General features: G+C 67.5%; 11 protein-coding genes. 6 read left to right on the top strand and 5 right to left on the bottom strand.

Going from position 1 to position 15,224, the window contains the following annotated elements:
* Nucleotides 1-26 precede the first annotated feature (26 nt).
* The 3 genes from BMY90_RS13665 to BMY90_RS13655 are packed head-to-tail and all read left to right on the top strand — an operon-like array spanning nucleotide 27 to nucleotide 2,007.
* Nucleotides 27-536 (top strand): hypothetical protein, encoded by a 510-nt coding sequence (locus BMY90_RS13665; protein ID WP_092704704.1) that lies wholly within the window; start codon nucleotides 27-29, stop codon nucleotides 534-536.
* Nucleotides 533-826 carry a hypothetical protein gene (locus tag BMY90_RS13660; protein WP_092704702.1) on the top strand — a complete coding sequence of 98 codons (294 nt, stop codon included), beginning with the start codon at nucleotides 533-535 and terminating at the stop codon, nucleotides 824-826. The genes BMY90_RS13665 and BMY90_RS13660 overlap by 4 nt, the downstream gene beginning before the upstream one ends.
* Entirely contained in the window at nucleotides 823-2,007 is a 1,185-nt protein-coding gene (locus BMY90_RS13655; protein ID WP_092704700.1) for an AI-2E family transporter, read from the top strand. Before BMY90_RS13660 ends, BMY90_RS13655 begins: the two co-directional genes overlap by 4 nt.
* 177 nt (nucleotides 2,008-2,184) lie before the next feature.
* Here the strand turns inward: BMY90_RS13655 and BMY90_RS13650 are convergent, their stop codons facing one another.
* From BMY90_RS13650 to BMY90_RS13635, 4 genes are all read right to left on the bottom strand, one after another.
* Complete coding sequence (locus BMY90_RS13650) at nucleotides 2,185-2,940, bottom strand: SDR family NAD(P)-dependent oxidoreductase (RefSeq protein ID WP_092704794.1); 756 nt, start codon at nucleotides 2,938-2,940, stop codon at nucleotides 2,185-2,187.
* Nucleotides 2,937-4,385, bottom strand: a complete 1,449-nt coding sequence (locus BMY90_RS13645; RefSeq protein ID WP_092704698.1) for an efflux transporter outer membrane subunit — start codon at nucleotides 4,383-4,385, stop codon at nucleotides 2,937-2,939. Before BMY90_RS13645 ends, BMY90_RS13650 begins: the two co-directional genes overlap by 4 nt.
* A 1-nt stretch (nucleotide 4,386) precedes the next feature.
* On the bottom strand, nucleotides 4,387-7,572 hold the full coding sequence (locus BMY90_RS13640) for an efflux RND transporter permease subunit (RefSeq protein ID WP_092704696.1): 3,186 nt from the start codon (nucleotides 7,570-7,572) through the stop codon (nucleotides 4,387-4,389).
* A 114-nt stretch (nucleotides 7,573-7,686) separates the two neighbouring features.
* Nucleotides 7,687-8,967: an efflux RND transporter periplasmic adaptor subunit gene (locus BMY90_RS13635; RefSeq protein ID WP_092704694.1), complete on the bottom strand. Its 1,281-nt coding sequence runs from the start codon at nucleotides 8,965-8,967 to the stop codon at nucleotides 7,687-7,689.
* A 142-nt stretch (nucleotides 8,968-9,109) separates the two neighbouring features.
* On the opposite strand from BMY90_RS13635, the gene BMY90_RS13630 reads away from it, so the two are divergent.
* A complete protein-coding gene (locus BMY90_RS13630) occupies nucleotides 9,110-10,096 on the top strand; it encodes a LysR family transcriptional regulator (protein ID WP_245735047.1) in 987 nt (328 codons plus the stop codon).
* Between the two features lie 31 nt (nucleotides 10,097-10,127).
* Here the strand turns inward: BMY90_RS13630 and BMY90_RS13625 are convergent, their stop codons facing one another.
* Nucleotides 10,128-11,999 carry a sigma-54-dependent Fis family transcriptional regulator gene (locus BMY90_RS13625; RefSeq protein ID WP_092704692.1) on the bottom strand — a complete coding sequence of 624 codons (1,872 nt, stop codon included), beginning with the start codon at nucleotides 11,997-11,999 and terminating at the stop codon, nucleotides 10,128-10,130.
* A 254-nt stretch (nucleotides 12,000-12,253) separates the two neighbouring features.
* Here BMY90_RS13625 and adh point away from each other — a divergent pair, with 254 nt between their 5' ends.
* Together adh and BMY90_RS13615 are read left to right on the top strand one after the other, a co-directional pair.
* Nucleotides 12,254-13,774: an aldehyde dehydrogenase gene (adh, locus tag BMY90_RS13620; protein WP_092704690.1), complete on the top strand. Its 1,521-nt coding sequence runs from the start codon at nucleotides 12,254-12,256 to the stop codon at nucleotides 13,772-13,774.
* Between the two features lie 243 nt (nucleotides 13,775-14,017).
* Nucleotides 14,018-15,208 (top strand): porin, encoded by a 1,191-nt coding sequence (locus BMY90_RS13615; RefSeq protein WP_092704688.1) that lies wholly within the window; start codon nucleotides 14,018-14,020, stop codon nucleotides 15,206-15,208.
* The last annotated feature ends 16 nt before the right edge of the window (nucleotides 15,209-15,224 follow it).

The raw sequence follows: 15,224 nt of genomic DNA, 5'->3' as shown, positions 1-15,224 counted from the left end.
CGTGGTGAACGGCACGGGCATGGCGGATGCACGATTCCGTGGCTGAGGACGCGACGGGCACGCCGCCGCCCGGTCCCTCGGCGAGCAAGCCGTCATCGAGCGAGCCGCCCGCCGAGCCAGCACCGTCCCTGCTGGCCGAAGTTGGCCAGTTGGGGCGCGCGGTGCGCAAGTTGTTCGGTGCCCAGTTGCACTTGCTGGCCACCGAACTCGGGCTGGCGCGCAGTGCGGTATCGTGGATGCTGGTGGCGGGGCTGGCGGCCACGGTGGCCGGCGTGGGCCTGGGGCTGACCTTGCTGGGCCTGGTCGGCGTCTTGCTGGCGACATGGTTCGGTTCGTGGACCTGGGCGTTGCTGGTTCTGGCGTTGCTGCAGGCGTTGTTCCTGTTCGGCGCGATCCTGCTGTTCCGGCGCTGCATGCACTGGATGAGCCTGCCCGCCACGCGCAGCGAGTGGCGCGCGATGATGCACGAGACGCTGCGCAGGGCCGATCGGGGCGTGGGTGCCGAATCGAAGCACGAGGGGGAGACGGAACGATGAAGCTGCTCGGGGAATTGACCAAGGTGCGCACCGCGCAGGCGCAGGTGGCGGCGCACCGCGCCGAGCTGGCGACGCCGGCGGCGGCCTTGCTGGCGCGCGGGCATCGCTATCCGCTGGCCACGGTGGGCGCGGCGGCCGGCGCCGGTTTCGTGCTGGGCCAATTGAACGTGCATCCGTTGCGCGTGCCGGGCCTCGGTACGCTGCTCGGTGGCGGTTTCGCCGACATCGTGGCGCATGGCGCTCGCTTGCTGGCCGAACTGGGAGCGGCGGGCGGCGATCCGCAGGCATGAACACGATCGATCCTCCTGGTGCGCCAGCCGTGGCCGCTGGCGGCGACGTGCCCGTGCACGCGGTGGTGCAGGATGTGCAGGATGTCCCGCCTGGCGTGACGCACGTGCGGCGGTTGTCGCACAGCCTGCGCAGCGGTCGTGGCGTGCGCCGCCATCTGCGCGGCATTCGCGTGGTGCTCAATGCGATGCTGCTGCTGGCGTTGCTGTATACCGCCACGATCACCCGCGCGCTGCTGATCCCGCTGGTGCTGGCCGCGTTCATCGGCCTGGCGCTCAATCCCATCGTTGCGTTCGCCGCGCGCCGGCACATTCCGCGCGCGCTGGCGGCCAGCGTGCTGGTGATCGCGCTGATCGGCGGCATCGGCACCGGCATCGGCCTGCTGGCGCAACCGGCGATGGGCTGGTTCCACAATGCCCCGCACGCGATCCGCAGTTTCATTCCCAAGCTGGAACACATCACCCGGCCGCTGGAGGCAGCCAACCGCGCCACCCAGACGCTGGTCAACGGACATCCGACGCGCGCGGTTCCGCATCCGGCCGATGTGGCGATCAGCGCGTGGGACGTGGTGTCCACCGCCCCGAAAGTACTGGCGGCGGTGTTGAGCGTGGTGCTGCTGGTGTTCTTCTTCCTGGTCTATGGCGACACGTTGCTGCGACGGCTGGTCGAGATCGGCCCGGACTTCCGCTACAAGCGCCATGCCGTGTCGATCGTGCGCAGCATCCAGGTCGAGGTGTCGCGCTACATCCTCACCACCACGGTGATCAACTTCACCCTGGGCGCGGTCACCGCAGGCATGCTGTGGCTGCTGCACGTGCCCGATCCGTTGCTGTGGGGCGCGGTGGCGATGCTGGCCAACTTCATTCCCTACGTCGGCGCCATCGTCACCACGACCGTGCTGCTGCTGGTCGGGCTGATCCATTTCGACGCGCTGGGCGGTGCCGTGCTGCCAGCGCTGTGCTTCGCCTGCATCACCGCGTTCGAGGGCAACGTGATCACGCCGATGATCCTTGGTCGGCGCATGCGCGTGAGTCCGATCGCGATCCTGCTCTGGCTGCTGATCTGGGGCTGGCTGTGGGGTGTTCCCGGCGCGCTGCTGGCGGTGCCGATGCTGACCAGCACCAAGCTGATCGCCGAGCACATGCGCGGCTGGGAATGGTTCGCGCTGATGGTGCAGCGGTAGGAGGCATGCTTCGCGACCCATGGGGGGCGCCACACCACGCTCCTGGTTGGATGCCGTGTAGGAGCGCACCCTGTGCGCGATGCTCTTCGTCACGTCGCGGAAAAGCCATCGCGCACAGGGTGCGCTCCTACAGGGGGTACGGGGTTTTCGAGCTGTACGGCAACGGGTGGTTGCTGGCTACCAGTCGATCCGTTGGCCATCGCGGAACAGCCTGCCATTGACGCCGGGTTCGGGAAGACACGCAGCCCACACGATGCCGGCGGCGCCTTGTTCGACGGGCCGTCCGCCGCTGCCGCCGAGGTCGGTGGCGACCCAGCCGGGGCAGACCGCGTTGACCAGGATGCCGCTGCCGGCCAGCTCGGTGGCGAGGGTGCGGGTGAAGGCGTTCAACGCGGCCTTGGATACGCGGTAGGCGGGATAGCCGATGGCATCCGGCGCACCGGTGGCGCAACCGCTGGTGACGTTGACGATGCGGCCGTAGCCGTGCCGGCGCATCAGCGGCAGCAGCGCGCGGCACAGGCGCCACGCGCCGAGCAGATGGGTGTCGAGCGCGGCTTGTACCGTGGCGACGTCCACGCTTTCGGCGCGGGCAGTCGCGTCCAGATGGCCGCCGGCGTTGTTCACCAGCACGTCGAGGCGGCCGTACTTGCGTTCGATCAGTGCGGCCACGGCGTCGACCTGTTCCGGCCGATCCACGTCGAGCGTCACCGGGACCACCGCGCCCGCATGGCCGGCCAGCAACTTCGCCGCCTGCTTGCCTTTGGCAGGATCGCGCGCACCGAGCAACACGGTGTAGCCGCGTTCGGCCAGCTGGCGCGTCACCTCGAAACCCAGCCCGCGGTTGGCGCCGGTGACCAGGGCCACGCGGTGCGTGGGCGAGATCGACGACGCGTCCGTGGCTTCCGCCAGCTGCGGCGTGCGCGTCGCGGTCATGGCACGCTGGCCACGGCCGGTTGCGCCACCTTGCTGCACCGTTCGTCGCCGCAGGCTTGCCAGCCGCCGCCCAGCGCCTTGTACAGCGCCACCGCGCGGGTGTCGATGGCGGCTTCGCCCTGGGCCAGCGCATCCTCGGCGGCCAGTTGCACGCGCTGGGCGTCGAGCAGTTCGAGGAAGCCGGTGGCGCCTTCCTTGTAGCGGATGCGCGCGAGGTCGGCGGCGCGGCGGCTGTGGCTGGCCTGGTCGATCAGTTTTTCCACGCTGGCGTGCTGCTGGTTGTAGCCGACCACCGCGTTGTCGACGTCCTCGATCGCTTCCAGCACGGTGCGCTGGTAGTTCGCCTGCGCCGCATCGGCGCGGGCTTCGCTGGCATGCAGGTTGGCGCGCACGCGCTGCACGTTGAGCCCGTTCCAGGTGATGCTCGGCGTGAGCGACCAGGCCCGCGTGGACGGACTGCCGAAGTCATTGCTGCGCCCGGCGAGGAAACCGAGGAAGCCACCCAGCGAGATGTGCGGGAAGAAATCCGCCTTGGCCACACCGATGCGCGCAGTGGCAGCGGCGTACTCGCGTTCGGCCGCGCGCACGTCGGGTCGGCGCGCCAGCACGTTGCCGGCATCGCCGATCGGCAGCACGGTGTCGATCGGGTGGAAGGTGCCCGGCGACACGTCCACGTCCAGTTCGCCAGGACGTTCGCCCAGCAGCACGGCCAGGCGGTACTCGCTGGCGTGCGCCTGCATGTCGAGCAGCGGCAGTTGCGCTTGCACCGCATTCAACTGGGCGCTGGCGCTGGCCAGATCCTGGTCGGAGGCAGTGCCCACGTCGACGCGGGCACGGATCACCTTCAGCGTGTCTTGCTGGTTGGCGATGTTGCGCTGGGCGATGGCTTGCCGCTGCTGGGTGCCGCGCAGTGCGAAGTAATTGCGCGCCACCTCGGCGAACAGGCTGACCTGCGCGTCTTGCAGCGCCGCTTCGCTGGCACCGAGATCGGCGCCGGCAGCCTGCACCGAACGCCGCACGCCGCCGAACAGATCCAGTTCCCACGAGGCATCGAAGCCGGCCTGGTAACTGGTGGTGGTCACGCGCTGGTCAGTGAAGCCGGGCTGCTGCTCGCGGCTGCGGCTGTAACTGATGCCGGTGTTGATGGTGGGCCACTGCTGCGACTTCGCACCGCCGAGCAGCGCGCGCGATTCGGCCAGCCGCGCCACCGCGATGCGCAGGTCGAGGTTGTTCGCCGCGGCCTTCTGGATCAGCGCGTTCAGCGTGGGATCGTTGAACTGCTTCCACCATTGCGCCTGGAACTGCGTGGCGCTTTCGCGCGCGGCGTCCGTACCTTGCACCTGGATCGGCGCGGTGTGCGGCGTCTGGTAGTTCGGCCCCACGCTGGCGCAACCGGCCAGCGCGAGTGCGGCGAACAGCACGGTGTTACGAATCAGCGATGTCATCTCAGTGGCCCTCCAGCGCCGGCAGTGCGTCGGTCTGCGCGCGCTTGCGCGCCTCGCGACGTTCCACCAGCGCGCGGATCAGTACGTAGAACAGCGGGGTGTAGATCAGTCCGAAGATGGTCACGCCGAGCATGCCGGAGAACACCGCCACGCCCATCGCGTGACGCATTTCCGCGCCGGCGCCGTGCGAGGTCACCAGCGGCACCACGCCCATGATGAAAGCGATCGAAGTCATCAGGATCGGGCGCAGTCGCAGGCGTGCCGCTTCCAGTACCGCTTCGTGGCGGCTCATGCCTTCCAGCTGCATTTCGCGGGCGAACTCGACGATCAGAATCGCGTTCTTGCACGCCAGTCCGACCAATACGATCAAGCCGATCTGGGTGAAGATGTTGTTGTCGCCGCCACTCAGCCACACGCCGGCAATCGCGGACAAGAGCACCATCGGCACGATCAGGATCACCGCCAGCGGCAGCGACCAGCTTTCGTACAGCGACGACAGCACCAGGAACACCAGCAGCACGCACAGCGGGAACACCAGGATCGCAGTGTTGCCGGCCAGGATCTGCTGGTAGGTCAGCTCGGTCCACTCGTAGCTCATGCCGTTCGGCAGGTGCTGCGCCGCCAGCGCTTCCATCGCCGCCTGCGCCTGGCCGGAACTGAAGCCCGGCGCGGGCCCGCCGTTGATCTCGGCGGTGGGGTAGCCGTTGTAGTGCTGCACGCGGTCCGGGCCGGCGCCGCGCTTGACGGTGACGAACGAACCCAGCGGCACCATGTCGCCCTTGGCGTTGCGCGTCTTCAGCTGGCCGATGTCCGCCAGGTCATGGCGGAACGCCGGCTCGGCCGACACGTTCACCTGGTAGGTGCGGCCGAAGCGGTTGAAGTCGTTGACGTACAGCGAGCCCAGGTAGGCCTGCATGGTCTGGTACACGTCGGACAGGTTCACGCCCTCGGCCTTGGCCTTCTCGCGGTCCACGTCGGCGTCCACCTGCGGCACGCTGACCTGGAAGCTGGAGAACAGCCCCGCCAGTGCCGGCGTCTTGCGGCTGGCCGCGATCAGGTTCTGGGTCTGCTTGTACAACTCGTCGAAGCCGAGCTGGCCGCGGTCCTCGATCTGGATGCGGAAGCCGCCGATCGTGCCCAGCCCCTGTACCGGCGGCGGCGGGAAGATCGCGATGTAGGCATCCTGGATGGCCGCGAACTTCTGGTTGAGCGTGGCCGCGATGGCGCCGGCCGACAGCGAGGGGTCACGCCGATCCTCGAACGGCTTCAGCGTCACGAACACGATGCCCGAGTTCGGCGAGTTGGTGAAGCCGTTGATCGACAGGCCGGGGAAGGCCACCGCGTGTTCCACGCCCGGCTGCTTCAGCGCGATTGCGCTCATCCGTTCGATCACGTCCTGCGAGCGATCGAGCGAGGAGGCATCGGGCAGTTGCGCGAAGGCCACCAGGTACTGCTTGTCCTGCGCCGGCACGAAACCGGTCGGCACGTGGGCGAAGCCGAACCAGGTCAGCGCGATCAGCCCGGCGTACAGCAACAGCGCGGCCGGGCCCTTGCCCTGCAGGCGGCGGGTACCTTCGACGTAGCGTTCCGAACCACGATGGAACATGCGGTTGAACGGATGGAACAACCAGCCCAGGCCGCGGTCGAGGATGCGCGTGAGGCGATCCTTCGGCGCGTCGTGCGGCTTCAGCAGGATCGCCGCCAGTGCCGGGCTCAAGGTCAGCGAGTTGAACGCGGAGATCACCGTGGAGATCGCGATGGTGATCGCGAACTGGCGGTAGAACTGGCCGGTCAGACCGCTGATGAAGGCGGTGGGGATGAACACCGCGCACAGCACCAGCGCGGTGGCCACGATCGGCCCGGTCACTTCGTGCATGGCCTTGCGCGTGGCTTCCTTCGGCGACTGGCCGAGCGCGATGTGCCGCTCGACGTTTTCCACCACCACGATGGCGTCATCCACCACGATGCCGATCGCCAGCACCATGCCGAACAGCGACAACGCGTTGAGCGAGAAGCCGATCAGGTACATCACCGCGAACGTGCCGACCAGCGACACCGGCACCGCGATCAGCGGAATCACCGAGGCGCGCCAGGTCTGCAGGAACAGGATCACCACCAGCACCACCAGCAGGATCGCTTCCAGCAACGTGTGCGCCACCGCCTCGATCGAACCGCGCACGAACACCGTGGGATCGTAGACGATGCGGTAGTCCACGCCCTGCGGGAAGGTCTTCTTCAACTGCGCCATGGTGGCGCGCACTTCGTTGGAGATGTCGATGGCGTTGGAGCCGGGCCGGGCAAAGATCGGCAGCGCCGCCGCCGGCTGGTTGTCGAGCAGGCTGCGCAGCGCGTACTGGTTCGAGCCCAGCTCGACCCGCGCCACGTCGCCCAGGTGCACCACGCTGCCGTCCGCGTCGGTGCGCACGATGATGTTGCGGAAGTCGTCCACGCTGCTCAGGCGGCCCTGCGTGTTGACGTTGAGCTGGAACGCGGAGTTGTTCGGCCCCGGCGGCGCATTCAGCGCACCGGCGGCGACCTGCACGTTCTGCTCGCGGATCGCGTTCACCACGTCACCGGTGGTGAGGCCGCGCTGGGCCAGCTTGTCCGGGTTCAGCCACACGCGCATCGAGTACTCGCCGGCGCCGAACACCTGCACGTCGCCCACGCCGTTCAACCGGGTCAGCACGTCCTTCACGTGCAGGCGCGCGAAGTTCGACAGGTACAGCATGTTGTAGCGATGGTCGGGCGAGACCAGATGCACCACCATGGTCAGGTCGGGCGAGCTTTTCTGCGTGGTCACGCCGAGCCGCTGCACCTCGTCGGGCAGGCGCGGCAAGGCCTGCGCCACGCGGTTCTGCACCTCGACCTGGGCGTTGTTGAGATCGGTGCCGAGGGCGAAGGTCACGGTCAGCGTCATGCTGCCGTCGCTGGTCGCTTGCGAGGACGTGTACAGCATGCCTTCGACGCCGTTGATCTGTTCCTCCAGCGGCGTGGCGACGGTTTCGGCGATCACCTTGGGGTTGGCGCCGGGGTAGCTGGCCTTCACCACCACGGTGGGCGGTACGACCTCGGGGTATTCGCTGATCGGCAGCTGGAACACCGCAATGCCGCCGGTAATCAGCAACAGCAGCGACAGCACGGCGGCCATGATCGGCCGATCGACGAAAAACTGGGCAATGTTCTTCATGGGGTTACCTTGGGGTCACGTCGTGCGGGTCCTTCCTTCTCCCGTCGGGAGAAGGTGCCCGCAGGGCGGATGAGGGTTCGGCGAAGCTTTCGAGGCGGCGCGCGGGCCGTACCCTCACCCGCCTGCCGGCACCCTCTCCCGGGGGGAGAGGGATGCAATAGGCGATGCAGCGGCGCCATGGTTGGCCTGCGCAGTGTCCGCATCGCGGGAAGCCGGCGCGGTCGCTTCCACCAACGCCTTGTCGCGTGCGTTGAGCCGATAGGTCATGGCCACCAGCTGCGGATTCACCTCGACACCGGGACGCACATGCTGCAGGCCGTTCACCACCACCTTGTCGCCGGCTTTCAGGCCGTTCTCGACCACGCGCAGCCCATCGACCAGCGGGCCGGTGCTGATGCGCCGGTATTGCACCTTGTGCTCCTTGTCGACCACGTAGACGAACTGGTTGCCGAGGTCGGTGCCGACCGCGCGGTCGTCGATCAGCAGGCGCGGTTTCGGTTGGCCGCTTTGCAGGCGCACGCGGGCGTACAGGCCGGGAGTGAACAGGCCGTCGTGGTTGTTGAACACCGCGCGCAGCCGCATCGTGCCGGAATCGACGTGCAACTGGTTGTCGACGAAATCGAGCTGGCCCGCATGCGGGTAGCCACTTTCGTCGGTCAACTCCATCGCGGCGCCGATGTGCGCGACGTGGCCGCCCTGGCGAGCCTTGGCGCGCAGGTGGTCGAGCTTCAGCCAGGTCTGTTCGTCCACGTCGAAATACACGTAGACCGGATTCACCGAGACCACGCTGGTCAGCACGTCGGCGCTGGAAACCAGGTTGCCGGGGGTGACGCGCACATTGCTGACGCGGCCGTCGATCGGCGCGCGCACCTGGGTGAAGCCGAGATTCAACTGCGCCGATGCCAGCGCCGCGTTGGCCGCCGCGAGTGCGGCCTGTGCGCTTTGCGCAGCGGTGGTCTGGCGGTCGGCCTCGGCCTTGGCGATGGCATGCTGGGCGAGCAGGCGCGTGGCGCGGCTGGCGTCGTCACGGGCCAGTTTCAGCGCGGCACGGGCCTGGTCGCGCTGGGCGGCGAGCCGGTCGACCTCGGCCTGGAATGGGCGCGGGTCGATGCGGAACAGCACGTCACCCTTGTGTACCAGGGCGCCTTCCTTGAAGGCCACCGCGTCGACGTAGCCGCCCACGCGCGGACGTACCTGCACGGTATCGACGGCCTGCACGTGGCCGGTGAATTCGGCGCTGTCGCTGACCGAACGCAGCAAGGCGGGGGCCACGGTGACGTCGGGCGGACCGCCGGCGGCCGCCTGGGCATGGCTTTCGCCGTGGCTGCCGAGCAAGGCCCAGCTGCCGGCGACGGCCACCACGACGAGGCCGGCAAGGATCAGTTTCTTCTTCATTGTCACGCTCCGGGGAGTGGGGCCGTGCGGCAACGCAGCACGGTGGGGGCGTGATAATATAAATACTGTACGGTACAGTTAACCCCTTTCGAGCGCACACCAATCGTGACTGCGAGTCACGAATGACACGACGGTGACAGGTATGGAAGACTTCTCGGCAATATCCAGCTTCGTTCGCGTGGTCGAAGCGAAGAGTTTTGCGGCCGCCGCCGCCCAGCTCGGCATGACGCCGTCCGGGGTCAGTCGGGCGGTGTCCCGGCTGGAAGAACAGATCGGCGTTCGCCTGCTGTTCCGCAGCACGCGGGCGCTGCGACTTACCGACGACGGCGAATCATTCTACCAGCGCTGCAAGGACATTCTGGCTGACCTGGGCGAGGCGGTGGAGGCGTTGAACTACGCCCGCACCAAGCCCAAGGGCAAGCTGCGCGTGGCGGTGAACGTGTCGGTGGGTCGGGCGGCGTTGATCCCCAACCTCGCCGAGTTCGAAGCGCGCTTTCCCGATATCCGGCTGGAGCTGTCGATGAGCGACCGCAACATCGGCCTGATCGAGGAAGGCATCGACTGCGCGATCCGCATGGGCGAGCTGGAAGATTCCAACCTGATCGCGCGCAAGCTCGGTTATTTCAGCAACGTGCTGTGCGCGTCACCGAGCTACCTCGAACGCCATGGCGCTCCCGTCAGCATCGACGATCTCAAGCAGCACCACTGCATCAACTACATCTATCCCACCAGCGGCCGCCCCTACCAGTGGCAGTTCGACACGCCGGACGGGCGCATCGCGCTGGATATCGACGCGCACCTGCTGATCAACGACGGCGAGTCGGTGATTCAGGCCGCCATCGCCGGGCTGGGCATCATCCAGACGCCGCACTGGCTGGCTGCCAGCGCGATCGGCTACGGCAAGCTCAAGGTGATCATGGAAGACACCATCTCCACCGGCTCGCCGGTGTGGATCGTCTACCCGCAGAAGAAGCACCTGTCGGCGCGCGTGCAGGCCTTCATCGAGTGGGTGCACGAACTGTTCCAGCGCACCAACGTGCCGGCATGCCGGATGGGCATGGTATTGCCCGGTGCCGGCGTGATGCCGGCGCCCGGAAAGGGCGTGCTGGCGGCTGGGGCCGGTCGCTGAACGGACGCGGGGCGCCGGCCATGCCGCGCGATCAAAGCCGCAGCCGTCGATACAACGTGCTGCGGCTGACCCCGAGTCGGCGCGCGGCATCGGACACGTTGCCGCTGCAGGCGTCCAGGGCGGCCTGCATGGTTTCCTGCGCCAGGGTGTCGAGCCGGGGCACCGCGTGCGGGTGGCTGATGCTTGGCGCGGTCGTGCCGGTGGGCGGCGGCTGGTGCATGAACCCGGGCAAGTCGGCGGGCGTCACCGTGGTACCCGGTTCGGCCAGGGCAAGCAGGGATTTCAGTACGCCGAGCAGTTGTCGCACATTGCCGGGCCAGGGATAGTCCGACAGCTGCGCGAGAGCCTCCGGCGCCAGCGTGACGCGCGCTGCTTCGGTGCCCGGCTGTTGCCAGAGCCAGGCGATCAGCGCGGCACGGTCGGCGCGTTCGCGCAACGGCGGCAGCATGATGCTGGACTGGGCGATGCGGTAGTAGAGATCGGCGCGGAAGCGTCCGGCGGTAACGTCGGCGTCCAGCTGCCGCAGGGTGGCGGTGATCAACGCGAAATCCACTTTCACCGGGCTGCCGCCGCCCAGCGGAGTCACTTCGCGTTCCTGCAGCACGCGCAGCAGGCGGCTCTGCAGCGGCGCCGGCATGTCGCCGATCTCGTCGAGGAACAGCACGCCGCCGTCGGCCTCGCGCAGCAGGCCCGGCGCGCCGGTGCGCCGGGCGCCGGTGAATGCGCCGGCCTGGTAACCGAACAGTTCGGACTCGATCAGGCTTTCGGGCAGGGCGGCGCAGTTGATCGCGACGAAGGGGCCATGGGCGCGGTGGCTGCGCCGGTGCAGTTCGCGCGCCCACACTTCCTTGCCGGTGCCGGTCTCGCCCTGCAGCAGCAGCGGAATGTCGGCGTCGAGCAGGCGCGCGCCGCGGACCAGCTGCGCTTCCTGCGCTGCATCGAAGAAGGTCGTCGGCGCGGCGGGCGTAGCCGGCCGGCTCGGCGGCAGCGTTCCCGTGACCGCAATACGCCTGCCGTCGCCGCCCTGGCGCCGGGCGTGGAAGATCTCGCCGCCGGGGCCACGCAGCGCGACCACCTGGTGGCACGGCGGCTTGGCTGAGTCGAACAGCTCGTCATAGCGGCGGCGGCCCAGTTCGCTCCAGTCCAGCCCCAGCATCTGGATCGCGTGCCGGTTCGCCGCCACCAGCCGCTGCTCCTCGAACACCAGCACGCCTTCGCGCGGCGTGTCGAGCAGGGCCGTGTCGAAGTGCAGGCGGATGACATCGCGGCCGGCTGTCTCGCGTTCCAGCAGGCGCCGTTCGATCTGGCCAACCGCCAGCTGCACCATGCCCAGCGCATGCGTGTGATGCACGCTCGATTCGCCCGAAATGTCGAGCAGCCCGATGGCGCGGCCCTGGCCGTCCAGGATCGGCGAGGCCGAGCAGCTCAGCAGGCGATGCGCGCCGAAGTAGTGCTCGGCGCCGCGCACTTCCACCGGCCGCCGCTCGTGCAGCGCCGTGCCGATGGCGTTGGTGCCGATGAAGTTTTCGCTCCAGCTGACGCCGGGACGCAGCGCCACCCGTGCGGCCTTGTCCAGGAACCCGGTGCTGCCGCGGGCCTCGACGATGGTGCTGTCCGGCGCGGTGAGGATGACGATGCTGTCGCAGGTATGCGCGTCCGAGTAGAGCAGTTCCAGTTCCGGCTTGCACAGGCGGATCAGCGCCTCGTTGCGGTCACGCAATTCGCACAGCGAGGGTTGTTCGGGCGGTTCCAGCTGCAGCTGCCGATCGGGAACCAGGCCCAGCGCGCGGCAGCGCCGCCACGAGGCGAGGATGGTTTCGCCCACCAGCCCTTGCGGGTTCGTGCCGGCTTCGAAGAAGCGTTGGCGGGCGGTGCTGATGGCCTGGCGCGGTGGCAGCGGCATCGGATGTGTCTCCGGTCGGTTGTCGCAAATTGCGACAGTGATCCACGAGCTGTTTCTCCACACAACAACGATTCGGGGTCGGTTTGCAAGTGACGGCCCTGCGTTGATCTGTTGCGCCGCGCAATAAAAACATCGATTCGTGATTTTGCTGTGCCGTATGGCATGCGGCAGTGCAGTAGCTGCAGGTACACATCGGCGGTTGGCACAGCCCTTGCGACGTGGATGGACGTCCAAACCAACACGGAGCACGACCCATGACCCGACTCGAGCAGCAGCACCTTCCGGTGCAGGTTCCCTTCAAGCAGCGCTACGACAACTACATCGGCGGGCGCTGGGTGCCACCGGTCAACGGCCGGTATTTCGAGAACATCACGCCGATCACCGGCAAGCCGTTCTGCGAGATCTCGCGTTCGGACAAGGAGGATGTCGAGGCGGCGCTGGATGCCGCACATGCCGCCAAGGACGCCTGGGGCAAGACTTCGGTCGCCGAGCGCGCGCGCATCCTCAACCTGATCGCCGACCGCATGGAGCAAAACCTCGAGCTGATTGCGCATGCCGAGACCTGGGACAACGGCAAGCCGATCCGCGAGACGCTGAATGCCGACATCCCGCTGGCGATCGACCACTTCCGCTACTTCGCCGGTTGCATCCGCGCGCAGGAAGGGGGCATCGGCGAGATCGACCATGACACCGTCGCCTATCATTTCCACGAGCCGCTGGGCGTGGTCGGCCAGATCATCCCGTGGAACTTCCCGCTGCTGATGGCGGCGTGGAAAATGGCCCCGGCGCTGGCAGCCGGCAACTGCGTGGTGCTGAAGCCTGCCGAGCAGACCCCGGCCAGCATCCTGGTCTGGGCCGAGCTGGTCGGCGACCTGCTGCCTCCCGGCGTGCTCAACATCGTCAACGGTTTCGGCCTGGAGGCGGGCAAGCCGCTGGCTTCCAGCAACCGCATCGCCAAGATCGCCTTCACCGGCGAAACCACCACCGGCCGGCTGATCATGCAGTACGCCAGCCAGAACCTGATCCCGGTGACGCTGGAGCTGGGCGGCAAGTCGCCGAACATCTTCTTCGACGATGTGGCCTCGCGCGACGACGATTTCTTCGACAAGGCGATCGAGGGCTTCGTGATGTTCGCGCTGAACCAGGGCGAGGTGTGCACCTGCCCCAGTCGCGCGCTGGTGCACGAGTCGATCTACGGAAAGTTCATGGAGCGTGCGCTGGAGCGCGTGGCGGCGATCAAGCAGGGCAACCCGCTCGATCCCTCGACCATGATCGGCGCGCAGGCGTCCAGCGAGCAGTTGGAGAAGATCCTGTCCTACATCGATATTGGCAGGCAGGAGGGCGCCAAGGTGCTGGCCGGCGGCACGCGCGCGGTGCTGGGCGGCGAGCTGAAGGACGGCTACTACGTCAAGCCGACGGTGTTCCAGGGTCACAACAAGATGCGCGTCTTCCAGGAAGAGATCTTCGGCCCGGTGCTGTCGGTCACCACCTTCAAGGACGAGGACGAGGCGTTGTCGATCGCCAACGACACGCTATACGGCCTCGGCGCCGGCGTGTGGAGCCGCGAGGCCAACCGCTGCTACCGCTTCGGCCGCGCCATCCAGGCCGGCCGCGTGTGGACCAACTGCTACCACGCCTACCCGGCGCATGCCGCGTTCGGCGGCTACAAGCAGTCCGGCATCGGCCGCGAGACGCACCGGATGATGCTCGACCACTACCAGCAAACCAAGAACCTGCTGGTCAGCTACTCGCCCAAGAAACTGGGTTTCTTCTAGCAAGCGTCTGCACGGCCGTCCCTCGGATGGCCGCGCGCCGATGTGCGTGGGAACGCTGTACGCCATGGATGGCACCGAGTAGCGGGGAACGGCCTGATCAGGGGACGTGCAGGCGGCGCGCTGCACGACAAGGCCGAAGTCGCCGCCAGATGTCTGTCCCGGTCCGCAAGGACCCACTTGACCATCGATATGCGACGGATCGGATGGCAGCCGGATCGTCGCGCCGAATTGGGGAGGGGATTCATGAAAAACGCAACAACATCGACGATACGAAAGCACGGCCGCGCGCCTGGGGGGCGCCGATGCGGCCTCGCCCTGGCCATCGCGCTCGCGGGATGTCCTCTCGCGGCCAGCGCGACCTCGTTCAGCGCCAATGGCTGGACCGTTGACTTCAGCGGTTTCGCCAACGGTTTCTACACGGTCACGAGCTGCTCGGGCGACACCGTGGGCGGCACCGCACTGGCCGGCAAGACGCTTGGCTGCGGCGGCCAGAAGGATCGCACCACGATCGGCAATGGCCTGTTGCCGAACGAGCTGATCACCAGGATCACCACGACCCAGGACGGCTACGACCTGGGGGCCGAGGTCGGCCTGGCGGTACCCATCGCCACCTCGAACGCGCTGTCGGCGAACAGCGGCGTCGATGTTCGCCAGGCGTATTTCACGGTGGGCACCACTGGCTTTGGCACGGTCAAGCTCGGCCGCGACTACGGCATCTTCGGGCTCAACGCCACCCTCACCGACATGACCTTGCTCGGCGCTGGTGCACCGGTCCAGGCCACCCAGCGCGGCCGGGTCGCGCTGGGCCACATCGGCGCGGGCTACACCTACGTCGGCAGCTACAGCCAGATCACCTACACCTCGCCCAGCATGTCGGGCTTCACCTTCACCGGTGGCGTATTCAGCCCGGTCGACAACACCGGCATCTACGACTCGCGCACCGACCCGCAGGTCCAGGTGCAGCTCAGCTACGCCAGTGGCGGATTCAAGGGTTGGGTGGGTGCGAAGCAGCAGAAATTCTACGCGGCCGGGGCCACGCCCGACAGTTTCAACATGACCCTGGGCGAGATCGGCGCCAGCTACACGGCCAACGGCTTCGGCCTGCTCGCCAACATACAGGCCGGTCGCGGCCTGGGCATCCTCACCGACGGCGACCAGGGCAACGTCACGGGCGTCAACTACCTGTTGCAGGGCAGTTATCAGCTCACTCCGAAACTGAAGCTCGGCCTGAGCGGTGGCATCAGCCGCAACCGCAAGGATCTCGTCAGCGCCGGGGATTTCAAGTCCAACAGCAACGTCACGGCCGGCGTCTACTACGCCCTCACCAAGAGTGTGACCCTCGACGTGGAACTGAGCCAGACCCGTTCGAAGGATTTCCTCGGCAACAACGAGCGCATGAACGGCTTCTCGGCCGGCGGCATCATTTTCTTCTGACCGCAAGCAACCCATC

It is taken from the genome of Rhodanobacter glycinis (genome assembly GCF_900114325.1).
GTDB lineage: Bacteria > Pseudomonadota > Gammaproteobacteria > Xanthomonadales > Rhodanobacteraceae > Rhodanobacter_A > Rhodanobacter_A glycinis.
Note: the sequence above shows the minus strand (reverse complement) of the source record. Positions and strands in the feature narration are given on the sequence as shown.